Source organism: Caulobacter sp. FG7, from assembly GCF_057808875.1.
The window spans coordinates 133,748-157,703 of the sequence record NZ_JBMDIW010000007.1 but is presented as its reverse complement, the minus strand read 5'-3'; the positions used below and the strand labels follow the sequence as shown (position 1 = coordinate 157,703).

Annotated in this window: 20 protein-coding genes and 1 pseudogene; 8 read left to right on the top strand and 13 right to left on the bottom strand. The window is 68.2% G+C overall.

What is annotated here, in order from left to right; translation table 11 throughout:
* Positions 1-65: 65 nt before the first annotated feature.
* Positions 66-695, bottom strand: coding sequence for a TetR/AcrR family transcriptional regulator (locus ACODR1_RS07990; protein ID WP_488879976.1), 630 nt, complete (start codon positions 693-695; stop codon positions 66-68).
* A gap of 308 nt (positions 696-1,003) precedes the next feature.
* Here ACODR1_RS07990 and ACODR1_RS07985 point away from each other — a divergent pair, with 308 nt between their 5' ends.
* Both ACODR1_RS07985 and ACODR1_RS07980 read left to right on the top strand, forming a co-directional pair.
* Positions 1,004-1,828, top strand: coding sequence for a UDP-2,3-diacylglucosamine diphosphatase (locus ACODR1_RS07985; RefSeq protein WP_101720624.1), 825 nt, complete (start codon positions 1,004-1,006; stop codon positions 1,826-1,828).
* Positions 1,828-2,919, top strand: coding sequence for a glycosyltransferase family 4 protein (locus ACODR1_RS07980; RefSeq protein WP_488879975.1), 1,092 nt, complete (start codon positions 1,828-1,830; stop codon positions 2,917-2,919). The genes ACODR1_RS07985 and ACODR1_RS07980 overlap by 1 nt, the downstream gene beginning before the upstream one ends.
* A gap of 136 nt (positions 2,920-3,055) precedes the next feature.
* Here ACODR1_RS07980 and ACODR1_RS07975 read toward each other — a convergent pair whose 3' ends face one another.
* From ACODR1_RS07975 to phnC, 8 genes are all read right to left on the bottom strand, one after another.
* Positions 3,056-3,823 carry a retropepsin-like aspartic protease family protein gene (locus ACODR1_RS07975; RefSeq protein ID WP_488879974.1) on the bottom strand — a complete coding sequence of 256 codons (768 nt, stop codon included), beginning with the start codon at positions 3,821-3,823 and terminating at the stop codon, positions 3,056-3,058.
* A 13-nt stretch (positions 3,824-3,836) separates the two neighbouring features.
* The gene (locus ACODR1_RS07970; RefSeq protein ID WP_101720621.1) at positions 3,837-5,144 is read right to left on the bottom strand and encodes a hemolysin family protein; all 1,308 of its coding nucleotides are present in this window, start codon (positions 5,142-5,144) and stop codon (positions 3,837-3,839) included.
* A 169-nt stretch (positions 5,145-5,313) separates the two neighbouring features.
* Positions 5,314-6,357 (bottom strand): substrate-binding domain-containing protein, encoded by a 1,044-nt coding sequence (locus ACODR1_RS07965; RefSeq protein ID WP_488879973.1) that lies wholly within the window; start codon positions 6,355-6,357, stop codon positions 5,314-5,316.
* 69 nt (positions 6,358-6,426) lie between these two features.
* Complete coding sequence (locus ACODR1_RS07960) at positions 6,427-7,683, bottom strand: OprO/OprP family phosphate-selective porin (protein ID WP_488879972.1); 1,257 nt, start codon at positions 7,681-7,683, stop codon at positions 6,427-6,429.
* 339 nt (positions 7,684-8,022) lie between these two features.
* The gene (locus tag ACODR1_RS07955; protein WP_488879971.1) at positions 8,023-10,443 is read right to left on the bottom strand and encodes a TonB-dependent receptor; all 2,421 of its coding nucleotides are present in this window, start codon (positions 10,441-10,443) and stop codon (positions 8,023-8,025) included.
* Between the two features lie 415 nt (positions 10,444-10,858).
* Positions 10,859-11,677, bottom strand: coding sequence for a phosphonate ABC transporter, permease protein PhnE (gene phnE, locus ACODR1_RS07950; protein WP_488879970.1), 819 nt, complete (start codon positions 11,675-11,677; stop codon positions 10,859-10,861).
* 2 nt (positions 11,678-11,679) lie between these two features.
* Entirely contained in the window at positions 11,680-12,687 is a 1,008-nt protein-coding gene (phnD, locus tag ACODR1_RS07945; protein ID WP_488879969.1) for a phosphate/phosphite/phosphonate ABC transporter substrate-binding protein, read from the bottom strand.
* The gene (gene phnC, locus ACODR1_RS07940; RefSeq protein WP_488879968.1) at positions 12,684-13,478 is read right to left on the bottom strand and encodes a phosphonate ABC transporter ATP-binding protein; all 795 of its coding nucleotides are present in this window, start codon (positions 13,476-13,478) and stop codon (positions 12,684-12,686) included. Before phnC ends, phnD begins: the two co-directional genes overlap by 4 nt.
* Positions 13,479-13,716: 238 nt before the next feature.
* Between phnC and ACODR1_RS07935 the strand changes: the two genes are divergently transcribed.
* From ACODR1_RS07935 to ACODR1_RS07920, 4 genes are all read left to right on the top strand, one after another.
* Positions 13,717-14,976 (top strand): type III PLP-dependent enzyme, encoded by a 1,260-nt coding sequence (locus ACODR1_RS07935; protein WP_488879967.1) that lies wholly within the window; start codon positions 13,717-13,719, stop codon positions 14,974-14,976.
* A 235-nt stretch (positions 14,977-15,211) separates the two neighbouring features.
* The gene (locus tag ACODR1_RS07930) at positions 15,212-16,264 is read left to right on the top strand and encodes a 1,9-bis(guanidino)-5-aza-nonane synthase (protein WP_420808238.1); all 1,053 of its coding nucleotides are present in this window, start codon (positions 15,212-15,214) and stop codon (positions 16,262-16,264) included.
* A gap of 62 nt (positions 16,265-16,326) precedes the next feature.
* Complete coding sequence (locus tag ACODR1_RS07925) at positions 16,327-17,097, top strand: acid phosphatase (RefSeq protein WP_488879966.1); 771 nt, start codon at positions 16,327-16,329, stop codon at positions 17,095-17,097.
* Between the two features lie 36 nt (positions 17,098-17,133).
* Entirely contained in the window at positions 17,134-17,616 is a 483-nt protein-coding gene (locus ACODR1_RS07920; protein ID WP_488879965.1) for a transcriptional repressor, read from the top strand.
* A gap of 57 nt (positions 17,617-17,673) precedes the next feature.
* Here the strand turns inward: ACODR1_RS07920 and ACODR1_RS07915 are convergent.
* Positions 17,674-17,798, bottom strand: a pseudogene (locus ACODR1_RS07915) (hypothetical protein); the annotation flags it as partial.
* On the opposite strand from ACODR1_RS07915, the gene ACODR1_RS07910 reads away from it, so the two are divergent.
* A complete protein-coding gene (locus ACODR1_RS07910) occupies positions 17,797-18,762 on the top strand; it encodes a thioesterase family protein (protein ID WP_488879964.1) in 966 nt (321 codons plus the stop codon). The pseudogene ACODR1_RS07915 and the gene ACODR1_RS07910 sit on opposite strands and share 2 nt — an antisense overlap.
* A gap of 63 nt (positions 18,763-18,825) precedes the next feature.
* Positions 18,826-19,755, top strand: coding sequence for a bifunctional helix-turn-helix transcriptional regulator/GNAT family N-acetyltransferase (locus tag ACODR1_RS07905; RefSeq protein WP_488879963.1), 930 nt, complete (start codon positions 18,826-18,828; stop codon positions 19,753-19,755).
* Positions 19,756-20,304: 549 nt separating this feature from the next.
* Here the strand turns inward: ACODR1_RS07905 and hisG are convergent.
* Genes hisG through hisS form a run of 3 tightly spaced genes read right to left on the bottom strand, consistent with a single transcriptional unit; the run spans position 20,305 to position 23,904 of the window.
* A complete protein-coding gene (gene hisG, locus ACODR1_RS07900) occupies positions 20,305-21,267 on the bottom strand; it encodes an ATP phosphoribosyltransferase (protein WP_488879962.1) in 963 nt (320 codons plus the stop codon).
* The gene (locus ACODR1_RS07895) at positions 21,264-22,481 is read right to left on the bottom strand and encodes an ATP phosphoribosyltransferase regulatory subunit (RefSeq protein WP_488879994.1); all 1,218 of its coding nucleotides are present in this window, start codon (positions 22,479-22,481) and stop codon (positions 21,264-21,266) included. Before ACODR1_RS07895 ends, hisG begins: the two co-directional genes overlap by 4 nt.
* Positions 22,417-23,904 carry a histidine--tRNA ligase gene (gene hisS / locus ACODR1_RS07890; RefSeq protein WP_488879961.1) on the bottom strand — a complete coding sequence of 496 codons (1,488 nt, stop codon included), beginning with the start codon at positions 23,902-23,904 and terminating at the stop codon, positions 22,417-22,419. Before hisS ends, ACODR1_RS07895 begins: the two co-directional genes overlap by 65 nt.
* Positions 23,905-23,956 lie beyond the last annotated feature (52 nt).

Genomic DNA, 23,956 nt, shown 5'->3' with positions numbered 1-23,956 from the left:
CATCGGACACTTCCCCCTCCGGCCCTTCGGGCCACCTCCCCCTTCAGGGGGAGGATCCGGGGCTCTCAGTCCGGCCAGAGGTCCTGGATGTCGCCCTTGCGGTTGAGCATGTGGGTGGCGCGCTTGATCAGCATCAGCAAGCGCTCGCGACGGCCTTCGCCGTCGTAGGTCAGGGTGGTGCGGGCCAGGCCTTCCAGCATGAAGCGGGCGAGGTCGCGGCTGGCCTGGAAGCGCGGGCCGGCGCCCGCGTGCAGGATCTTCAGGAAGTGGTCGCCGGCCTGGGCGCGGTCGAACTCGGCCTGGGCGGGCGCCAGCAGGGCCTGGATGGCCGGGTCGGTGCGGCCGGCGGCCTCCAGTTCGGCGAAGGCCAGGAACGGCTCGCTCTGCAGGAGGTCCCAGTAGCTGTCGATGGCGTGCTCGGTGACGTCGGCGCCGGATGGGATGCTGTCGGCGGCGGCGCGGAACAGGGCCGAGCGGGCGGCCTGGACGTGGGCCACGCCGGCCTCGACCAGGGCCTCGCGGGTCGGGAAATGATAGAGCATCGCCCCGCGCGTCAGGCCCGCGGCGTCGGCGATCACCGGGTTGGTGGCCGCGTGATAACCGATCTCGGCGAACAGACGCATGGCGCAGTCGAGGATGCGCGCGCGCGTCTTCAGCGACTTCGGTGTGTCCTTGGCGAGGCGGGCGGCGTCCATCGGGGTCATCTAGTGCGGACGATGCTGCGCTGCAACAGTCGTTTTCCCAATCAATGCAAGGGATCGCGGCGGTTTCAAGTCGTCAGCTGAGCGCCTGCCACAACGGCGCCCGCTGATCGAAAGAAGAGCTTCCGTAACGGCGCCTGGCAAGGTCCCTCCCCACCCTTCCGCGACTCGCCGTCGCAATCGGCGCCGAACCCGGACGGTTTCATTAAAGCGACATGCAATCAGCTTATCCGCCATCCTGTTTCTCGCTTGGGATGGCGGTCGTCGCGGGGGCGGCCCGCCGCAGCGCTGGGGAAGCCTTCATGGCCGCCGACACCGAGATCCGCCGCTATCGCAGCATCTTCATCAGCGACATCCATCTGGGCACGCGCGGCTGCCAGGCCGAGCTTCTGCTGGATTTCATCCGCCACGTCGAATGCGACAAGCTTTACCTGGTCGGCGACATCGTCGACGGCTGGAAGCTGCGCAGCGGCTGGTACTGGCCCCAGAGCCACAACGACGTGGTGCAGAAGATCCTGCGCCTGGCCCGCAAGGGCGTTGAAGTCATCTACGTCCCCGGCAACCACGACGACCGCGTGCGCGACTTCTGCGGCACCCACTTCGGCGGCGTGGTCGTAGCCCGCGACGTGATCCACGAGGCCGCCGACGGCAAGCGCTACCTGGTGGTCCACGGCGACGAATTCGACGGCGTCGTGCAGCACGCCAAGTGGCTCGCCTTCCTGGGGGATTGGTCCTATAGAACCATCCTCATGCTGAACACCTTGCTCAACCGCGCGCGGCGGAGGATGGGGTTCGGCTACTGGAGTCTCTCGGCCTATCTGAAGGTCAAGGTGAAGAACGCATTGCAGTTCATCGAGAACTTCGAAGCCGCCGTCGCCGACGAAGCCCGTCGCCGCGGCGTCGACGGCGTCATCTGCGGCCATATCCACAAGGCCGAGATGCGGGAGATCGACGGTATTCTTTACGTCAACGACGGTGACTGGGTTGAAAGCTGCACCGCTCTGGTGGAGCATATGGACGGCCAGCTCGAAATCCTCGAATGGTCCAAGATGAGGTCCTGGTCGGTGATCGACCGGGCCCGGGCGCTCGCCGTCGAGCCCCCGTTGCCGGAGCCTGCCGCCGCCTGATGCGGATACTTCTCGCCACCGACGCATGGGAACCGCAGGTCAACGGCGTGGTTCGGACCCTCACCAAGGTGATGGCCGAGCTTCGCGCCATGGGCCATGAGGTGGACGTGGTCAGCCCTGACCAGTTCCCGACCTTCCCGCTGCCCACCTATCCCGAGATCAAGCTCGCGATCGGCGCCTACGAACCGGTGCAGGAGCGCTTCAAGTCGTTCGAGCCCGAGGCGATCCACATCGCCACCGAGGGCCCGATCGGCCTGGCCGCTCGCCGCATCTGCCTGGAATGGAAGCTGCCGTTCACGACCAGCTACCACACGCGCTTCCCCGAGTACGTCTCGGCCCGCCTGCCGCTGCCGCTGGCGGCCGGCTACACCTACATGCGCTGGTTCCACAAGCCCTCGGGCCGCCTGATGGTGGCCACGCCCACCATGCGCGACGAACTGGTGCGCCACGGCTTCCGCAATATCTCGCCCTGGTCGCGCGGCGTCGACACCGACGTCTTCAAGCCGCGCCAGTCGGACGAGCCGGATCTGTTCGAGGGCCTGGCCCGCCCGATCTTCCTCAATGTCGGCCGCGTGGCCGTCGAGAAGAACATCGAGGCCTTCGCCAGCCTCGACCTGCCGGGCACCAAGGTCGTCATCGGCGACGGTCCCCAGCGCGAGGAACTGGCCGAGAAATATCCCGAGGTGAAGTTCCTGGGCGCCAAGTTCGGCGACGAACTGGCCCGCCACTTCGCCTGCGCCGACGTCTTCTGCTTCCCCTCGCTGACCGACACCTTCGGCCTGGTGATCCTGGAAGCCATGGCCGCCGGCGTGCCGGTGGCGGCGTTCTCGGCCCCCGGCCCCATCGACATCATCCCGGGCTCCGGCGCCGGCGTGCTGGCGCCCGGCCAGACCGACGGCCTGCGCGAGGCCTGCCTCGCCTGCCTCGACATCGACCACGCCGCGGTGCGCAAGTTCGCCGAGGGCTTCTCGTGGCGCGCCTGCGCCGAGGAGTTCTTCAAGAACCTGCAGCCCTACCCCGAGCCGGAAAAGACCCGCTTCTGGCGCCGCCTGCGGCGCCTGGCGCGGATCCGCCGCAAGACGGCGGCCTGAGAAACCTCCCCCTATGGGGGAGGCGATCGCGTAGCGATCGGTGGGGGGTTCTCGCGAACACCCCCAATGCCTCGAAAGCTGAAAACGTCCCCCCCCTCCGGCCTTCGGCCTCCTCCCCCACGGGGGGAGGGTCAGCCTACTCCCTCCACCTCAGGATCAGCTGCCCTCCGCGGACCTCGTAGGAGTCCAGGGTGTTGAGGAAGCTCATGCCCAGTAGCGAGGCGCTCATCGGGGCCTGGTTGACGTCCATCGGGAAGCGGTCGCGGCGGATCGGGCCGATCTCGAGGCGCTCGGCGGTCCACTGGGCGCCGTAGCCCAGGCCGTTGGCGGTCTCGCTGGTCTGGTCGAAGCGCAGCGAGGCCATGTCGACGCCGATCCGCTGGGCGTCGGCTGGGCTCAGCACGGTGTTGGTGGCGCCGGTGTCGACCAGGAACAGAACCCGCTGGCCGTTGACCTGGCCGACGATGACGAAAGCGCCGCTGGCGTCCTGGGCCACGCGCAGCTCTCGCTCGCCCGTGGCGACCGGCTCGCCGATGTTCAGGGCCATGCGCAGGCGCTGGGGCGCCTCGGCCAGCTCGCCGCGATAGAGGTAGCCGACGGCCAGCACCAGCACGATCCCGGCCCAGATCGCCGCATAGCCCAGGCCATGCAGCGCCTGGCGGCGGGTCGCCCGCAGCAGACCGGTGGACAGGGCCGCGGCCAGCAGGCCGCCCCAGGCGAGGTAGAACCAGCCATTGGTCTCGCGCAGCGCCCAGGGCGAGGCCCGCAGCAGCAGGCCCAGCACGGCGAGGCCAGCCGAGACCACGACGAACCAGACCAGCCAGCGTCGCCACGAGGCGCGCGGCGGAGCCGGCGTCTGCGGCTCGGGCGGCGGCTCGCCGCCCCAGGGCCCCGGATGGCTCATGCCTGGCCCCGCGTCAGCCCTCGTCGCCCTCGCGGCCCTTGCCGGCCTTGAGGATGACCTTGTCGATGCGCGAGCCGTCCATGTCGACGATCTCCACGTCGAAGGCGCCCAGGTGCAGGATTTCGCCCTCGGCCGGGATGCGGCCCAGGCGGTCGAGGATCAGGCCGGCGACGGTGTGATAGCCGCCCTCGGCCTCGAAGTTCTCGCCCAGGGCGTCGTTGAGCTCCTGGATGTCGAGGCGGGCGTCGACCAGCCAGCTGCCGTCCTCGCGGCGCAGGATGCGGCGCTCGCCCTCGTCGTGATCCTCGGGGAAGTCGCCGGCGATCATTTCCAGGAGGTCGATCGGGGTGATGACGCCCTGCACCGAGCCGAACTCGTCGACCACCAGGGCCACGTGCAGCGAGGTCTGCTTGAAGACGGCCATGGCGCGCAGCAGCGACATGGTCTCCGGAATGGCGATCGGCTGCTGGATGTGGGCGCGCAGGTCCAGCGGCTCACCGCCGAGGCAGGCGTCCAGCAGGTCCTTCTTAAGCACCACGCCGATCTCGCCGTCCAGGTCGCCTTCCATGGCCACGACGATGCGCGAATAGGGGCACTCGCGCACCTCCGCCAGGACGGCCTCGGGCTCGTCCGACAGCGAGATCCAGTAGAGGTCGCGGCGCGGGGTCATGGCCACGCGGACGGGGCGGTCGCCCAGGCGCAGCACCTCCTGGATCATCGAGCGCTCTTCAGGCTCGATCAGGCCAGCGTCGGCGCCTTCGGCCAGGACGGTCTCGACCTCTTCGGAGGTGATGCCGCTGTTGCGCTCGTCGCGCACGCCCATCAGCTTGAGGATGGCGGCGGTCGACACCGTCAGCAGGGTCACGAACGGGCGAAGCACGGTGGCCACCAGGGCCAGGAACGGCGCCATGGCGCGGGCGATGGTGTCGGGGAAGATCAGGGCCAGGCGCTTGGGCACCAGCTCGCCGAGGATCACCGAGACGTAGGTCAGGCCGACGACGACGATGGTCGTGGCGATGATTTCCGAATGCGGGCCGATCACCGGCTGCGGCTCGAGCCACTTGTCCAGCGCGCCGGCGATGGTGGCCTGGCCATAGGCGCCGGCCAGGATGCCGATCAGGGTGATGCCCACCTGCACGGCCGACAGGAAGCGGGTCGGATGCTCGGCCAGGGAAAGGGCGATCTTGGCCCCGCGGTCTCCCCTGTCGGCCTGGCTCTGTAGTCTGGCCCGCCGCGCGGAGACCACCGCGAGTTCGGACATGGCGAAGACCCCGTTCAACAGAACGAGGAACAGAACGACGGCGAGCGCGAGGAGTATCATTGTCCCTAGGGGCAAGTGACGCGGCGCCGGACGGCTGCCACGGCCCAGACTTTCATTACGCGGCGCGGGCGGACCGGAGGGCACTATACAAAAGAAAACGCCGCGGCCCATAGGACCGCGACGCAATCTTCGGTCGCGGGGCGAAAACCGCCCCGAAATGCGCCCTTTTTTACGAGGCCGGGCGAGCCATGGCGGTCTTCTTGGCCACCACGTCCTTCTGGGCCTGATGCTGACCGGGGGGCAGAGGGATCAGGCCGCGGCCCTGCAGGTAGCCGCCGCGACCGGTGGCGGCGTCAGAGGTGAACTCCTTCAGGAAGTCCTCCAGGCCGGGCGTCACGCCGATATTGGACTTCTTGACGTAGATGAACAGCGAGCGCGACAGCGGATAGGAGCCATCGGCGATGGTCTGGGCCGAGGGCCGCACGCCGTTGATCGAGGCGCCCTTGATCTTGTCCATGTTCTCTTCGAGGTAGGACCAGCCGAACACGCCCAGCGCGCCGGGGGTCTTGGTCAGGGTGCCCACCACGGCGTTGTCGTTCTCGCCGGCGTCGACCCAGCCGTCATTGCGCAGCGGGTCGACCTTGGCCTTGAACAGCTTCTCGTTGTCGGAGCGGATCGCGTCGATCGACGGGAACTTGCGGGCCCCGGCCTCGATGGCCAGCTCGACGAAGGCGTCGCGGGTGCCCGAGGTCGGGGGCGGGCCGTAGACCAGGATCTTGTTGCCCGGCAGGCCGCCGCCGACGTCGTCCCAGCTGTTGGTGGTGTTCTTCACCCACTGGCCGCCCTTGTAGACGTTGGCGGCCAGGCCCAGGAACAGCTGCTCGGTCTTGAAGTTGTAGTCGGCGCCGTCCTTGTCGGTGGCGACCACGATGCCGTCGAAGCCGATCTTGATCTGGATGATGTCCTTGACGCCCTTGGCGGCGCACTGGTCGAACTCGCTGCGCTTCATGGGGCGCGAGGCGTTGGCGATGTCGGGGAAGCCCTCGCCCGCGCCGCCGCAGAACAGCTTGATGCCGCCGCCCGTGCCCAGGCTCTCGACCTTCGGGGCCTTCTTGCCGGACTTCTTGGCGAAGTTCTCGGCGGTGCGGGTGGCGAACGGGAACACGGTCGAGGAGCCGGCGGCCCAGACATAGTCGCGAGCGGCGTGGGCGGGGACGGCGGCCAGGCCCGACAGGGCGAGCGCGCCGGCCGCGCAGGACAGAAGCTTCTTCATCGTGGATTTCCTGACAGGGAAAGGATGGGGCCGGACGAGCGCGTCTCGCCCGCCCGGCGAAACACGGCTCTAGAAGTCCAGTTGAGCGCGCAGCTGGAACTGCTTGATGCTGTAGTCCTGGTTGGCGCCGAAGTTGTCGACGTCGCCGTCAGTGTAGTTGGCCTGGAAGCGGACGTAGGACGTCGGGTAGTAGTTCAGCCCCAAGGTGACGGCCTTGTATTCGCCGGCCTGCGAGGTGGCCGGCTTGGTCTTCAGGGTCTCGTAGGCCGCGGTGGTGTCGGCGATGTCGTAGCGCAGGGCCAGTTCGACACCGCCCCAGCCGCCGGCGGTCACCGGATTGAGGATCTTGGGCCGCTTGAACTCGCCGGCCATGGCGTCGTAGTTGCGCATCTCGCCGGTCGGCCAGAAGGTCACGTAGGCGTAGCCGACCTTGATCTTCGGGTCGCCGCCGACGCCCGCGCCGCCCAGGCGGGTGACGTCGATCGAAGCGTACTCGCCCTGCACCGAGAACGGCCCGTGCACATAGGCGCCTTCGAAGGCCAGGGTGTTGTCGCGGTTGCCGATGCCCCCCGAGGTATAGAAGGTGGCGTTGCTGTAGGCGGTATTGGTGCGGCCGGTGTAGGCGAAGGCCCCCTCGTCGCCACGGTTGCGGTAGCGGTAGGACAGCGCCAGGTGCAGCTTGTCGAGGTCGCCGTTGACCGGCGCCCAGTGGGCGCGGGTGGTCAGGGTGATCCGCTCCTTGGAGTCGGCGCTGGCGTTGGCTAGGTCGGCGGTGTTGATCGGCGCGCCCTGCACCGCCCCCGTCAGGCTGTAGTTCAGGCCCTGGTACTTGGCCACCACGCCCAGCAGGTAGGAGTCGACGCCGAAGTCGCCGTACGGACCGCGGTCCATGAAGGTGATGAAGCGGGTCGAGGTCAGGTTCTCGAGGCCGGCGGCCTTGATGTTGCCGAACATCAGCGAGACCGGCTCGCTCGGCTTGTATTCGATGAGCACGTCGTCCCAGGCCCAGGCCCCGCCGTTCACGGCGCCGCCCTCGGCCTTATAGGCGAAGTAGTTGTTCAGTTTGCCCTCGATGCCGAGGAAGACCTGGCGGCCGCGCACGTTGCGGGTGTCGAAGTCGCCGCCCGGACCGTCGCGCTGGACGTCCTGGAACACGGCGTCCAGCAGGATCCGACCACGGACCTTGAAGGCCACGTCGTCATTGGAGAATTGCGGAGAACCGCTCCATTTCACGCCCAGGTCCTGGGCCTGGGCGGCGGCGGCGAGGCCCAGGGCGAGCGAAAAGCCCAGCGCCGAGCGGGAAAGCAAAGAGGCACTGACACTCATTACGAGACACCCCCCTTTTAGGTTTGCGCCTGTTTTCCGCGGCCCATGGCGGACGGGATAACGACGTTCTGGGGCTTTAACGGGGGCCCGTGACGGTTCGGATACCGATTTACGACAAGTCGACGACAACTGTTTTCGCGTTCGATGAACGGTGATTTTTCCGTGACAGAGTCGGCGCCGACGGCGCGTTGGGAAATCCGCCCACAGACGAACAGCCCGCCCGAAGGGCGCCGCCGTCCGAACCGTAAAAGCAGAAGGGCGGCCCATCGCTGGACCGCCCTTCGCCATTTCCGAACCCTTGTTCCGGCTCCGGAGAACCCGGAGCCGGTAGATCCGGGCCTAGTATTTCACGCGCAGTTCCAGCCCGTAGGTGCGGGGCGGGTTGAAGTTGGCGTAGTCGCCGATCGTGCCGCGGTTGGCGGCCGAGATACGGTAGATGTGCTCTTCGTTCAGCAGGTTGCGCGACCACAGCGACAGGCTGGCCGAGGCGGCGCCGTCAGCCATGCTGATGTCGGCCAGGGTCAGGTTGCCGTTGACGATGAAGCTGCTGTCGGTCTTGGCCGCCACGTACTCGGTCCGCGAACCGGTCGCCGAGGTGTCGGCGAATTCGGTCTGGAACGAATACTGGGCGTCGGCGTAGTTGGCGTCCAGGTGAGCGCGGAAGGTCATCGAACCGACCGGCTTCTTGTAGTCGATATAGGCCGAGGCGGCGTTCGGCGGCGTGTAGACCACGTTGACCGGGAACGGCGTGCCCTGCGGAACCACCGAGTTGCCGGTGAACGGGAACGGCGCGTCCGGCACCTTCACGTCGGTGTAGGCGTACGAGAAGCCGACCACGATGTCGTCGGTGACCTTGGCCGTGATGTCGGCCTCGAAACCGCGGATCTTGGAGGTGCCCGGCGCGTTGCGGGTTTCCTCGGTGTGCGCGCCCTGGGTCGGGCTGCCGGGGGTGGTGTCGACGCTGTCGAAGTCGATCTGGGTGCCGGTGCGATCCATGGCGTAGGCGGCCAGGTTCACGCGCAGGCGGTTCTCCAGCAGGTCCATCTTGGCGCCGACTTCGTAGGACTTGACCTTTTCCGGATCGAAGGCCTGGAAGTTTTGCGAACGGGCGTTGGCGCCGCCGGCGCGGTAGCCGGTCGAGAACTTGGCGTAGAGGTTGATGTTCTCGGCGGCGTCGTAGGCGACGTTGATCATCGGGTCGAAGCGACCCTTGTCGTAGTCGAACTTGAAGTTCGTAGCCTTGCCGTTGACGACGTAGAGCGTGCCCTCGCGGCTGTCCTTGGTGTAGCGGCCGCCGAGCGTCAGGTGCAGGGCGTCCATCGACGGCGGGGTGTAGGTGCCCTGGCCGTAGACCGCGTAGCTCTCGGCGTCGGCTTCCGAGGCGCGGGTGATGAAGCGGGTGCCGCGCTGCCAGCCGGCCGTGCCGGCCGCGTTCTTCGAGGTGCCGTAGGCCGAGCGGATCGTGTAGGCGGTGCCGTCGGCGTTCCACTGGTTGGTGAACGGCGTGGCGGCCGACTCCTTCACGTGTTCCTTGAAGTAGTAGAGACCGCCGACATAGGTGAAGTTGTCACCGAAGTCGCCGACCAGCTGGAACTCCTGGCTGAACTGGCGCTGATAGAGGTCCGACAGGCTGTAGCGGCCGAAGTTGGCGTTCGGCGCGAAGACGTTGCGCGAGGCGATGCCCGAGTTGTCCCACTGGTTGGTGGCCACGGCGCGGGCGGCGGTGATCGAGCGCAGCTCGAGGTTCGGCGCGAAGCGGTACTTCAGGTTCGCCATCAGGCCGCCGGTCTCGTCGACGCTGGGCTGCTGGATCGTGCCGATGTCCGAGACCGACTGGCGGTCGGTGTGGACCTTGATCAGCGGCGACAGCGGGTTGATCGTGCCGGCCGGAGCACTGGCGGCGGTCAGCAGCTCGGCCTGGGTGCGCACGCGCTTGCCATAGGGGTTGTAGCTGACCAGTTGGCTGAAGAACGGGGTGTTCTCGTCCTTGGCGTAGTCGAAGGCGACCAGGGCGCTGAACTTGTCGGTCGGCTGGTACAGGGCGCTGATGCGGCCGCCCTTGCGGTCGTACTGGTTCCAGCCGGCCTGGCCTTCCAGCGGGTTCTTGGTGGTCGGATCCTGGTGCTGAAGCAGGGCGTCGACCTTGACCGACAGGTTGGCGAACTCCTGGAAGTCCTGGTGCAGCTCGGCGGTGTAGGAGCCGTAGTTGCCGACGCCGGCGACGACGCGGCCGCCGAACTCGCCCGTCGGGGCCTTGGTGACGATGCTGAGCGCGCCGCCTTCGGTGTTACGGCCAAACAGCGTGCCTTGCGGGCCGCGCAGGACCTCGATGCGCTCCAGGTCGAGCAGGGCGGCGTTCAGGCCTTGCTGGCGGCCCAGGTAGACGCCGTCGATATAGACGCCGACGCCCTGGTCGCGGGCGGTCTGGTTGGCGTCGAACGGCACGATGCCGCGGATGCCGATGGTCAGGGCCGACTGGCGGGCTTCGAACGTGGCGACGCGCAGCGACGGGATGGCGCCGTCCTGCAGGCTGATCAGGCTTTCGGCGTGGCGGTCGGCCATGGCCGTCGCGCTCAGCACCGAGATGGCGATCGGCGTGTTCTGCAGATTGGTTTCGCGCTTGGTGGCGGTGACGACGACGTTGTCCAGGGCGGTGGCGTCATCGGCGGGCGCGGCGGGCGCGACATCGGCGGCGTACGCAACTTGCGCCGTGGCGAGCATGAGGGCGGCGATGGCCGCGCCTTCGAAATACTTACGCATGTATGTGTACCCCTTCTTGGTGGGGCGGGGGATAAAACGCCAGCGATGACGCTTCGGCGACACCAATATGTATGTTTCAAGACGTGATAAATTTGCGCCACAGCCGACATCCCGCGTCGCGCCCGCGCACAAATTGCAGATAACAACGTTCGTTTTCGACGTTGAAAGTCGTTCTTGAAACTATTGGTTTAGCGACAAGATTTCCGCGCCGACCGCAGGGCGCCGCCGCCAACTTAGAAACCTCGGAACGAACGGCGATATACAGGATCGCGGTCGCAACCATGCTTGCGAAATATTCTGCACGGATCAAGCTTGACCTTGTCACGCCAGGCGACAGCGCCGCCGGACACCGGACCGTCCTGAAGCGACACAAAACCGTCGCCGAAAATTTGAACGCGTCGGCCTGGCCTGCGCCCTACAGCAGCCGCGAACGGATCGCCTGGGACAGCAGGTCGATCATCGACACCGCCACGACAATGACCAGGACGATGCAGCCGGTCTGGTCGAACTGGAAGGCGTTGATCGAGTCGATGAGGATCTGGCCGATGCCGCCGGCGCCGATCAGCCCCAGCACCGTGGCGGCGCGGGCGCTGCTTTCGAAGCGATAGAGGGCGTAGCTGGTCCACAGCGGGGCCACCTGCGGGATCACGCCCCAGATGATCTCCTGCAGCTTGACCGCGCCGGTGGCGCGCACGCCCTCGACGGGGCCCTTGTCGATCGACTCCACGGCCTCGGCGAACAACTTGGCCAGCACGCCGCCGGTGTTGAACATGATGGCCATGACGCCGGCGAAGGGCCCCAGGCCCACGGCGGTGATGAAGATCAGCGCCACCACCAGGTCGGGGATCGAGCGGATCAGGTCGAGCAGGCGGCGCACCGGCTGCTGGATCCACCAGGGCGTGATGTTGCGCGCGCCCAGTATGCCCAGCGGCACGGCCACGAGCACGGCCAGCGCCGTGCCCCACAGCGCCATCTGGATCGTCTCCCACATCTTGGCGACGAACAGCGACCAGTCCATCGCCATGAAGGCGTCGAGGTCGGTGAAGGCCGAGAAGAAGCCGCGCGCGAAGTCGCGCATGCGCTCCGATCCCGCGAACAGGTCCGGGAACTTGTCGATCTCGGCCGGCTTGAAGCTGACCACCAGCAGGACGGCGACGCCGCCCCACAGCAGCAGGTCGAAGCCGATGGCCGAAGCCGAGCGCTTCGGCGGGGCCGGGATCGGGGTCTCGCTCATCGTCAGTTGGCGGGCAGGCCGGCCTTGGCCTCGGCGGCCAGGCGTTCGGCGCGGACGCCGTCGAGCTTCTTCTGGGCGTCGGCGATCTTGGCGGCGTCGCCGCCTTCCTTGGCCAGGCCGAAGGTCTCCAGGGCCTCCATCTCGCGCACGGTCAGCAGGTGGCTGTCGTCGGCCGGCTTGAAACCGCCGATCGAAAGCCGCCGGAGATTTTCACGCTGCCCGGCGGCCTCGGGCGTGTCGCCCTGAGCGTAGGTCAGGAAGAACTGGCGCAGCTTTTCCTTCACGACCGGGTCGAGGTCCTTGCGCCAGATGATCGGGTCTTCCGGCAGGGTCGGCGACTCCCAGATCACCTTGACCTTGTCGGACTGGCCGTCCTTGCGCTCGGCGTTGAGACGCAGGCTGGTGGAGTTGTTGGTGGCGGCGTCCAGCTTGCCGTTGGCCACGGCGAACAGGTTGGCCTGGTGGTTGCCCGTCAGCACGGTCTTGAAGCAGGTCTCGGGCTTCTTGCCAGCCGGGATGAACAGATAGGTCATCGGCGCCAGGGTGCCCGAGGTCGACTTCTTGTCGCCGATGCCGAAGTTCAGCGACTTGTCGCACTTCAGGAGTTGCTCGACCGTCAGCTTGCTGTCCTTGGGGACGATGACCACCGACTTGTAGCCGTCGACGCCCGAGGGATCGAAGGTGCGGGCGAAGACCTCGCCGTTCGAGCGGCGCACCGCCTCCAGGCCCGACTGGTTGGAGAACCAGCCCAGGTCGGTCTGCTTGGCGCCCATGGCCACGATCAGCGACGAGTAGTTGGACGAGAAGAACGGCTTCACCTTGAGGCCGGTCTGCTTTTCCATGTCCTCCAGGATGGGCTTCCAGTAGCTCTCCATGTTCTGGGCGGACTCGGTCGACAGGATCGAGAAGGTCACCGTGTCCTTCGACGCGGGCGCCTCGGACGGGCCCGAGCAGGCGGCGAGCGCCAGCGCGCTCAGAGCAAGGCCGGCGATCAGGCTGCGGCGGATCATTGCGGGGCTCCTTCCCAGAACACGTCCTCGAATTCCGGGCCGTAGATTTCGATGAGCTTGTCACGGTCCAGCGCGTCGGCGGGACCGTCATAGACCTTCTGTCCCGCCTTCAGGGCCACGACCCGGTCGCAGTAGCGCAGGGCGTAGTCCACCTGGTGCAGGGTGACGATGACGGTGAGGCCGTCGCTGGCGTTCAGGTCACGGAGGATCTCCATGACCTTGCGGGCCGACACCGGGTCGAGCGAGGCGACCGGTTCGTCGGCTAGAATGATCTTGGCCTTCTGGACCAAAGCCCGGGCGATGGCGCCGCGCTGCTGCTGGCCGCCCGAAAGCGTGTTGGCGCGCTGGCCGGCATAGTCGGAAATGCCCACGCGGTGCAGGGCGGCCATGGCCGCCTCGCGGGTCTCCCTGGGCCAGGCCCCCAGCAGGCCGCGCACCAGCGGGATGCGTCCCAGCGAGCCCAGCGCCACGTTGCTGAACAGCGACAGCCGGCCGACGAGGTTGAACTGCTGGGCGATGAAGCCGATGCGGATGCGCGCCTTGCGCACCTGGTCCGAAACGCGCCCCTTGGCCTGGACGGGACCGCCGAAGGCGCTGATCGCCCCATCACCGTCATCGATCCTCTGCAGGCCGTCGATCGAGCGCAGCAAGGTCGACTTGCCCGAGCCCGAAGGACCGATGAGCGCGATCATCTCGCCCCGCGCCACGTCGAGCGATACGGCGTTCAGGGCCTTCCGCGACCCGAAGGTCTTGGATACGGCGCGGATCGAGAGAACTGGGTCCGACGTCATGGTCGGGTCGAATCCTTAACGTGGTTTCCGGCGCGGGCAAATCCGTTCCCTGCTTTGCGGCGCACGCGCAACGGATTTGTGACGGCCGGTGGATCAATTCGCCTCGCCCGCCACGATCAAAAGGGACTTTACATCCTTCGCCTATGCCCCTATCTCGCACGGCTCCGGCGGACCCGAAGTCCTCTAAAGCGCTGCTAACGCCGGCCTGGGTTTAACTTCCAACAGGGGGTTACGTGCATTGTCCACGTACCACACGCCCCTGGACCTGGTCCGTGAGCGGTCACCGGAACGTCCTGTCGCACTCGTGCGACCGGACGCGGTGTCGGTAGCGGCGCGCTGGTTCCAGTCTGAATTCAAAGGCGACGTTTTCTACGCGGTGAAGGCCAATCCTTCGCCGTGGGTGATCCGCGAGCTGGTCGACGCCGGCGTGCGGTCGTTCGACGTCGCGTCCGTGGCCGAGATCGAGCTCGTGGCCGAGCACGCTCCCGGCTCGCGCATGGCCTTCATGCACCCGGTCAAGAGCCGGCGCGCCATCTCGGCCGCCTATTTCGACCACGGCGTGCGCACCTTCTCGTTCGACACGCACGAGGAGCTGGCCAAGATCATCGACAGCACCGGCCAGGCCAAGGACCTGAACCTGATCGTCCGCATGGGCGTGCAGGCCGAAGGCGCGGCCTATTCGCTGTCGGGCAAGTTCGGCGTCGATCTGCATAGCGCCCCCGCCCTGCTGCTGGCCGCCCGTCGCGCCACCCAGGACCTGATGGGCGTGTCGTTCCACGTCGGCAGCCAGTGCATGCGGCCCACGGCCTACCAGGCCGCCATGGCCCAGGCGAGCCGCGCCCTGGTGCGCGCCGGCGTGCTGGCCGACGTCGTCGACGTCGGCGGCGGCTTCCCGTCGATCTATCCGGGCATGGTCCCGCCGGACCTGTCGGAATACCTGGCGGCCATCGACCGCGGCTTCGCCGAGATGATGGTTCACGAGACCACGCAGCTGTGGTGCGAGCCGGGCCGCGCCCTGTGCGCCGAGGCCTCGTCGCTGCTGGTCAAGGTCGAGCTGAAGAAGGGCGACGCGCTCTATCTGAACGACGGGTCGTACGGCTCACTGTTCGACGCTGCGCACATGAAGTGGCCCTTCCCGGTGAAGCTGTACCGCAAGAACGGCGAAGTCGTGGAAGAAGGCCTCAAGCCCTTCCGCTTCTACGGCCCGACCTGCGACAGCGTCGACCACATGCCCGGCCCGTTCTGGCTGCCGGAAAGCGTGGACGAGGGCGACTACATCGAGATCGGCATGCTGGGCGCCTACGGCGTGGCGATGTCGACCCGCTTCAACGGCTTTGGCGAGACCGACACCATCGAGGTGCAGGACGCGCCGATGGCCTCGATGTACGGCCTGGCCAAGCGCTCGATCCCGATGGTTCGCACCGAGGCCGAGGAACGCAAGGTCGTGCGCTTCTCGCGTCCGAAGGGCGCGGCCGGCAAGCGCAAGCGTCGTCGCTGATTTGACGTCTTAGGCGTTTAGTTCTCTCAACGCCGCGCTACCCCCTCCGGCCCTCTGGGCCACCTCCCCCAAAGGGGAGGATCTGGAGCGCCGAGATGCTCCCCTCCGGGGGAGCTGTCGCGGAGCGACTGAGGGGGCCGGCGCGGCGTAAAACCTGTTTCCCCCCGTCGGTCGCTCCGTCCCGGCGAAGGGTTTCTTCCAACGACGGGCGTCCAAAGTCAGGGAAACCGAAGCGATGAACGCTCCCGTTCCGAACAACCAGAAGGCCGAGCTGCTCCAGAACGTCGTGGAGCACGTCGACATCAAGTCGTACGACGCCCGCCCGATCATCGACTCCATGCGCAAGATGTCGTTCAGCTCGCGCGACACCGCCCGCGCGGCCGACATCTTCAACATGGCCCTGGCCGACAAGGGCTGCTCGACCTGGCTGATCCTGGCCGGTTCGACCTCGGCCGGCGGCTGCATGCACGTCTACCGCGACATGGTGAAGAACGGCATGATCGACGCCGTGGTCGCCACCGGCGCCAGCATCGTCGACATGGACTTCTTCGAAGCCCTCGGCTTCAAGCACTATCAGGCCGCCGGCCCGGTCGACGACAACGTCCTGCGCGACAACTACATCGACCGCATCTACGACACCTACATCGACGAAGAAGAACTGCAGGCCTGCGACCACACGATCCTCGAGATCTGCAATCGCCTGGAGCCGCGCGGCTATTCCTCGCGCGAGTTCATCTGGGAGATGGGCAAGTGGCTGTCGGAAGGCAACGCCAAGAAGGAAGGCAGCCTGATCCAGACCGCCTACGAAGAAGGCGTGCCGATCTTCTGCCCGGCCTTCGTCGACAGCTCGGCCGGTTTCGGCCTGGTCAAGCACCAGAAGGAAAAGATCGCCGAGAAGGCGCCCTACCTGATGATCGACGCCGTGGCCGACTTCCGTGAACTGACGGATGTCAAGATCGCTGCCGGCACCACCGGCCTGTTCATGGTCGGCGGCGGCGTGCCCAAGAACTTCGCCCAGGACACCGTCGTCTGCGCCGAGATCCTCGGCGTCGAGGCCGACATGCACAAGTACGCCATCCAGATCACGGTGGCCGACGTGCGCGACGGCGCCTGCTCGTCGTCGACCCTCAAGGAAGCCGCCTCGTGGGGCAAGGTTTCGACCACCTACGAGCAGATGGTCTTCGCCGAAGCCACCACCGTGGTGCCGCTGATCGCCAGCGACGCCTACCACCGCAAGGCCTGGGAAGGCCGCGAGAAGCCGCGCTGGAACAAGCTGTTCGGCAAGTAGGCTTGATCGGCGAAGGCCAAGATTGCAGGGTCCCGGGAAGTGATTTCCGAGACCCTTTTTCTATGCGCCTGCCCACCGTCGCCGTCGCCGCGCTCGCCCTGGCGAGCTGCGCCGCCCTGCCCGGCGACGACGACGACCGCTACCTGCATCCCCGCGCCTTCGACGCCCGCGACCACCTGCCCCCGCCGCCGAAGGAGGGGACCGCCGCCGAGCGGCGCGACCGCGAGATCTTCCGCGCCACCCGCCCGCTGAAGGACGGTCCCCGCTGGTCGCTGGCCCAGGCCGACGCCGACAAGAGCCGGATCCTCGAAGGCTATGCCTGCGCCCTGGGGGCCAGCATCACGCCGCAGACCAATCCGAAGCTCCTGGCGATGATGGAGAAGATGCGCGGCGACGTGCGCGCCGCCGTGGCCGGCCCCAAGTTCAAGCACCTGCGTCCCCGCCCCTACCTGTTCGAGGACGCGCCGATCTGCCTGCCCAAGACCGTGGGCCTGGCCGTGTCGCCCGACTACCCGTCCGGCCACTCGACCTGGGGCTGGACCGTCGGCCTGCTGCTGGCCGAGGCCGCCCCCGACCGCGCCCCGGCGATCCTGGCCAGGGCGCAGGGCTTCGGCGAGAGCCGGGTGGTCTGCGGCGTGCACAACATGAGCTCGGTCGAGGCCGGGCGGCGCAACGCCCTCAACCTGCAAAAGGCCCTGCGACGCTCCCGAACCTTCAAGGCCGACCTGGCGGCGGTGCGGGCCGAAATGACTGCGGTGCGCCAGACCGCGCCGGCGCCCGACAAGCTGCGGTGCGAGGCCGAGACCGCCCTGGTGGCCAAGCCGCTGCTGTAGCTTGCGCCGGAGGGTCGGGACCTCTACCTGTGGCCCATGGCCCACATTGCGTGCGATCACGACCACCACCACCACGGCGTCGCCGGGGATGCGCTCGCCGCCGAACTGGCCGCGGCCGAGACCCGCTGCGCGGCGGCCGAACAGCGCCTGACCGCGCCGCGTCGCCGGGTGCTGGAACTGCTGCTGCAGGCCGGCCAGCCGGTGAAGGCCTACGACCTGATCTCCACCTTCGCGGTCGATGGCCCGCCGGCCAAGCCGCCGACCGTCTATCGGGCGCTGGAGTTCCTCGAGAAGCAGGGCTTCGCCCATCGCATCGAGAGCCTCAACGCCTATGTCGCCTGCCGCCGCGAGGCCGACGGCCACGCCGCCGCGTTCCTGATCTGCGACTGCTGCGGCGCCACCCGCGAGTTCGAGCCCGAAGCCACCGCCGACATCATCGCCGCGGGCCAGGCGGCCGGCTACGCCCTGACCGGCGTGACCATCGAGGCCCACGGCCGCTGCGCCGACTGCAAGGAATAGGCGCCTCGGCTCCACGATTGCGGCGGCGCGGAAAAGCCGTCTAGGCTGGCCTCGACAGAGGGTTCGCCCTCGTCCTTCGACAAGCTCAGGATGAGGGCTATTGCCGGCGTGCAGTAGAAGTCCTCTTCCTGGGCCTGTCGAAGGACGAGGGTTTCGGCCCCGCCATTCCAGGGATCGACCATGACGAACGCCCCAGCCTCTCTCGGCCAGGAGACTTGGCCCGGCGTTGAGATCTGGCGCGGCGGGGTCAACACCTGGGACTGCGACGAGATGGGGCACATGAACGTGCGCTTCTACGTCGTCCGGGCGATGGAGGGGCTCATGGGTCTCGCCGCCGAGATGGGCCTGCCCCACGCCTTCGCCCCGCACGCCAACGCCACCCTGGTGGTCCGCGAGCACCACATCCGGTTCCTCAAGGAAGCACACGCCGGCGCGCCGCTGCACATGCTGGGCGGGGTGATCGAGATCGGCGAGAGCGAGGCGAAACTCCTGCAACTGCTGGTCCATTCGGCCACCGGCGAGCTGGCCGCCACCTTCCAGACCACCGTGGCCCATGTGACGCCGCGCGAGGGCGAGGCCTTCCCCTGGCCTTCGATCGTCCGTGAACGGACCAAGGCGCTGAAGGTCGAGGTTCCCGAACGCGCCCAGGCTCGCAGCGTCGACCTGTCGCCGGCCGTCCCGCAGGCCGGCCTGGACCGCGCCGACGAACTGGGCCTTGCCTGTATCGGCCTGGGGGCCCTGGGCGCCGGCGAAAGCGACGTCTTCGGACGCATGCGGGCCGAGCAGTTCATCGGCCGGGTCTCCGACGGCATCGGCGCCTTCATCGCCCCCTTGCGCGACATCGTCGCCGAAGCCGCCGATCCGGCGCCTGGCCGTGTGGGCGGGGCCGTGCTGGAGTACCGGATCGTCTATCTGGCCTGGCCGCGCCTGGGCGACCGGCTGGAGGTGCGCTCGGGCCTCATCGGCAGCGAGGGCCGCGTCATGCGCTGCGCCCACTGGCTGCTGAACCCCGACACCGGCCAGGCGTGGGGAACCTCGACCGTCAGCGCCATCACCTTCGACCTCGACGCCCGCAAGGCCGTGGCCATCAGCCCGGCGGCGGCGGCGAAGCTGGCGGAACGATCGGTGGAGGGGCTGGGGCTGTAGAACCTCGACACATTGACTCAGTCAACACTCAAGAATATTGACTCCGTCAACATCGGAGTCGCCATGACCAGCCAGCACGACCAGGACGTCGCCACCCTGCGGGCCTTCAATCGGACCTATACCCGCCGGTCGGGCCTGCTGGACGCCAACTACGACGGCAGCCCCTTCACATTGAGCGAAGCCCGCGTGCTGTACGAGCTGGCCACGCGGACCGAGCCGGTAGCCGCCGAGATCGTCCGCGCCCTGGGGCTGGATCCGGCCCAGGTCAGCCGCACCCTCAAGCGCTTCGCCGAGCGCGGCCTGGTCACGGCGCGCGACAACCCGGCCCACGGCCGCCACCAGCTGCTGTCGCTGACAGACGACGGCCGCGCGGCGTTCGCCACCCTCGAGGCCAACACCAAGGCCAGCGTCGGCGGCCTGATCGAGCGCCTGCACCCACTGCGCCGCGCCCGGCTGCTGGCGGCGGCGCGGGACATCAACGCGGTGTTCGACAGCGACGCTCCACCCGCCGCCACCCTGCGCGGCCTGGAGCCTGGCGACCTGGGCATGGTCACCGCCCGCCAGGGCGTGATCTACGCGCGGGAGTACGGCTGGGGCCGCGACCACGAGGCCCTGATCGCCGAGATCGTCGCCAGGTTCCACCAGACCTTCGATCCGGCCAGGGACGACGCCTGGATCGCGGAGGCCGACGGCCGGATGGTCGGCTCGATCTTCCTCGTCCGTGGCGAGACGCCGGGCGCGGCCAAGCTGCGGCTGCTCTATGTAGAGCCCGACGCCCGCGGCATGGGCGTGGGCCAGATGCTGGTCGAGGCCTGCATCGCCCGCGCTCGGGCCCTGGGCTACCAGCGGCTGGACCTGTGGACCGTCACGGCCCTAAGCGCCGCGCGGAAGCTCTATCAGCGCGCGGGCTTCGAGGTGACCGAGGAGACGCCCTGCCAGCGGTTCGGCCAGAATCTGGTCGACCAGATCTGGTCGCTGGACCTGGGGGCGTAACCGCCTCCCACACTCGTCATCCCGGCCGTAGCGCAGCGAAGAGCCGGGACCCAGGGGCGGCCGCAATGCGTCGGCGACCGCCGGGAGGCTTCGACAAGCGCTGCGCCCAGCCCCCATGCGTCCCGGGTCTACGGTCCGCCATGCGAACCTCCGCCCGGGATGACGAATGAGGCGCAGGGCGCGGCCAAACCACCAACGGCCACGCTTAAACGCGCGTTCGCCATTTTTGACGCTTTTGTCGAAAAGCTAAGCCAGGGCCCAGATACACCAAGACCCGCTGCGGGGGATAGACGCAGCGGGTCTGGCTATTTCTCGATCATTCGATCTAGGCGGGCGTTTCCTCCCCGAAACGCCGAAGAGAGGGGGTTCTCTGTGGACCCGTTTCTCTCTTGCCCAGTCAGAAAACGGCAAAACCGAGATCGTGTCAACGGCAACGATCTAGATTCCATAAGGGGTTCGACGTTTTTTTGACATCAGACCCGTAGTTTGGACGCTTTAGTCAAACTAAGCACCGTTCGGTTCGGTAATTTTTGACATACTTGTCAAATATCAGCCGTTCAACCGCCCCTTGAGCGCCTCCAGCACCGCCGAGCGGGATTCGAACACATAGTCGGGACGCGACACGGTTACCGGTTCGACGCCCGCCTGGGCCAGGGCCGCGGCGGCGGCGAACAGGTCGCCGGTCGCCAGGAGAGCGCCGTTGGCCCGGCGCGAACCGCCGGCCTCGACGAACGGGGCGACGGCGGCCTGGCCGGCGGCGTCCTGTTCGGCGGGCCAGATCAGGGTGGCCAGGGTGCGGGCGCGCCCCTTGGCCTCGACCACCGACAGCAGACGCGACAACGAGTCGAGCTGCCCCTCCGTCCACGGCGTGACAAGCGAGGCGGTCAGCTGGGCCTGGCTTTTCAGGATGACGCCATCGGACAACACCTTCAGGCCGTTGGCCGCCAGGGTGGCGCCGGTGGTGGTGATGTCGACCACCAGTTCGGCCGCGCCGGCGGCCGGAGCGCCCTCGGTGGCGCCGCTGCTCTCGACGATGCGGTAGTCGGCGACGCCGTGACGGGCGAAGAAGGCCCGCGTCTGGGTGACGTACTTGGTGGCCACCCGCAGGCGACGGCCGGTCTTGGCCAGGTGCAGGTGACCGACCTCGTCGATGTCGGCCATGGTGTCGACGTCGAGCCAGCTCTTGGGCGCCGTCACCACCAGGTCGGCGCGGCCGAACCCTAGAGCCCGGAGCAGCATCACCCGGCTGTCCATGTCGTCGCCGCGCTCACGCAGCAGGTCCTCGCCGGTGACGCCTAGGTGCAGGTCGCCGCTGTCGAGGCCGGCGGCGATGTCGCCCGCCGACAGCAGGCGCACAGACACGCCGGGCAGGCCCGACAGTTCGGCCGAATAGCCGCGCGCGCCGCCGGTCATCTCGACGCGGAAGCCGCATTCGGCCAGCCAGGCCTCGACCTGTTCCTTCAGGCGCCCCTTGGAGGGGATGGCGAAGATCATCGGGGTTTCGGTGGTCATTCGCCGCCTCCGGCATAGGCGCGGGCCGGGCGCACCATGCAGCCCACGGCCCCGGTCTTGGTCTCGCTGCCCAGACTCTTTCCATTAAGGCGGGCCGGCAGACCGTCATAGCGGCCGCCGGCGGCGACCGGGCGCTCCTCGCCGAGGGCGGCGCTGCGCACCTCGAACAGGTAGCCGTCGTAGTAGCCGAAGGCCCGCCCGAAGGCGGCGTTCAGGCGGATGCGGTCGGCAGGCACGCCGCCGGCGACCATGCCGGCCAGGCGCTTGCGCCAGCCTTCGATGGCCGCGTCCAGGGGGCTGCGGTTGGGACCAGCCAGGGCGGCGATGGCGTCCAGCGCGGCGTCCGGCGCATCGCTGACCGCCAGGAAGGCGCGGACCTTGTCGGCCTGCTGCGGCGACAGACGGCCGGCCTTCACCACCTCGGCCTTCTCGACCAGGCGATGGGCGATCTCGGCGGGGCGACGGCCGCCGACCGGCTCGATGCCGGCCAGGGACCACAGCTCCTGCAGCACCGCGGCGGCCTCGGCTTCCGGCAAACCGGCCAGCAGGGCGGCGATGCGGCTGCGCTCGGTCGAGGCGACGGGGGCGGCCTCGCCCTCCAGCTCGGCCTTCAGCTGGCGCGGACGCGAGAAGGTGCGCTTCAGCCGCGCGCCCAGCGGCGGGGTCAAATCGAGGCTGTCGACGAAGGCGGCGAAGAGGCCGACATCGCCCAGCAGCAGGGTCAGGTCGTCGCGACCGCCGGCTGCGGCGCCGGCCCAGGCCAGGGCGGCGATCTCGGCGTCGGCGGCCACCGGATCGGCGGCCTCGAAGGCCTCGACGCCGATCTGCAGGAATTCCTCGGCCCGGTCGCTGCCGCGTGGGGCGACGCGGAAGGCCTTGCCTTCATAGAGATAGCGGCCCGACGCCGCGCCCGAGGACAGGTGCTGGCGGGCGACGGCGACGGTGAAGTCCGGACGCAGGCAGGCCTCGTCGCCGCCGTCTCCGGAGACGACGAACAGCCGCGAGCGCATCGCCTCGCCGGCCAGGTCCAGCAGCAGGCCCAGGGGCTGCAGCACCGGGGCGTCGGTGGGGACGGCGCCGGCGAGAAGGAACGGAGCGCGGATGGCGTCGAGCGCCTCCGCAGGGATGGAACGCTCTAGCCTCAACGGATCAGCCCCCGATGATCTTCTTGACGGCGGCGACCAGGTCGCCGCGCGGAATGGTCTGCTGGCCAGGCCGCTCGGCCTTCCAGGCGGCGTTGTCGGCAACGCCCGAGGCCAGCTCGCGGCCCAGGTCCAGGTCCTTGATCGTCACCGTGCCGGCGGCGATCTCGTCGCCGCCCAGCATAATGGCGGCCGGCGACAGGCGGCGGTCGGCGTACTTCATCTGCGGGCGCATGCCCGAGGTCCCCAGATAGACCTCGGCCGGGACGCCCGCCGCGCGGAGTTCGCTAGCGACGGCGAAATATTCGCCCATGTGGGCCTGATCGAAATTGATGATCACGACCGGACCGCGCGCCGCCGAGGCCGGCTCGCGACCGGCCGCCCGCAGAGCCGCCGCCAGGCGCGAGACGCCGAACGAGAAGCCCGTGGCCGGCACCGGCTGGCCGGTGAAGCGAGCCACCAGATCGTCGTAGCGGCCGCCGCCGCCGATCGAGCCGAAGGTGACCTTGTTACCCTTCTCGTCGGTGGTCGAGAGCAGCAGCTCGGCCTCGAACACCGCGCCGGTGTAGTATTCCAGGCCGCGCACGATCGACGGGTCGATGATCGCCTGGTCGTCGGCGACGCCCAGGCTGGTCAGGGCCGCGTCGATCTTGGCCAGCTCTTCCAGGCCCTCGTCGCCCTCGGCCGAACCGGCCACGACCTTGGCGATGTTGTTCAGCGTCGCGCTGCGACCGCCCACACCCGCCTGGACGAAATCCAGCACCGAGTCGATGGCCTTGCCGCCCAGGCCCGCGCCCTTGGTGAAGTCGCCGCTGTCGTCCAGGCGCCCCTCGCCCAGCAGCAGGCGCACGCCGTCGACGCCCAGGCGATCGAGCTTGTCGACCGCGCGCAGCACGGCCAGCTTCTGGCCTTCGCTGGTCGCGCCGGCCTGGGTGAGCAGGCCGTTGAGGAGCTTGCGGTTGTTGATCTTCAGCACCGCTGCGCCGCGCGGCAGGCCGGCGGCCTGCAGGCCCTCGACGGCCATGGCGATGATCTCGGCGTCGGCCTCCGGGCGGGCCGAGCCGACGGTGTCGGCGTCGCACTGGATGAACTGGCGGAAGCGGCCGGGACCGGGCTTCTCGTTGCGCCACACCGGACCAAAGGCGTAGCGGCGGAACGGCTTGGGCAGGGTTTCCCAGTTCTGGGCGGCGAAGCGGGCCAGCGGCGCGGTCAGGTCATAGCGCAGGGCCATCCACTGGTCGTCGTCGTCCTGCAAAGCAAAGACGCCTTCGTTGGGGCGGTCGCTGTCGGGCAGGAACTTGCCGAGCGCATCGGCATATTCGAAGGCCCCGGTGTCGAGCGCCTCGAAGCCGTAGCGTTCGTAGACGGCCGAGACCGCCTCGAGGATCGACTTCTCGGCGCGCAGGTCGCGGGCGCGCTTGTCGGCGAAGCCGCGCGGGGCGCGGGCCTCGGGGCGGAAGTCCTGGTTCTTGGCGTCGTCGGAAGCGTCGGTCATCGTCGGTCCTTAGAGATCTCTAGGCTTCGACGGATGGCGCTTGCACTTAAGC